Source organism: Chryseobacterium sp. SIMBA_038 (genome assembly GCF_046535115.1).
Taxonomy (GTDB): Bacteria; Bacteroidota; Bacteroidia; order Flavobacteriales; family Weeksellaceae; genus Chryseobacterium.
In genome coordinates this window covers 1-242 of the sequence record NZ_JAWRXH010000391.1, presented here as the reverse complement: position 1 = coordinate 242, position 242 = coordinate 1, and the positions used below count along the sequence as shown (strand labels likewise).

General features: G+C 35.5%; 1 pseudogene. It reads right to left on the bottom strand.

The window, feature by feature from the left end:
* Positions 1 to 242: pseudogene (locus SB689_RS24015) on the bottom strand (recombinase); the annotation flags it as partial.

Genomic DNA, 242 nt, shown 5'->3' with positions numbered 1-242 from the left:
CGTACTGCTCATCAGGTCATCCGCTTTTTTATCGAGTCCTGAGCTTAGTGGCAAGAAAAATTTCAATGGATGCTTTGTAAAATATCTGAAAATTTCTTTGTAGATTTCACTCACCTGTCCGAAATTCATCTTTCTTGATCTAAAAGCAAGGAACATAGATAAACTGAAACTTACCAGGAAGTTGAAAAATCCGATTAAGAAAACCGTTACAAAAGACATCCAGAATGTATAGGAATCTACAG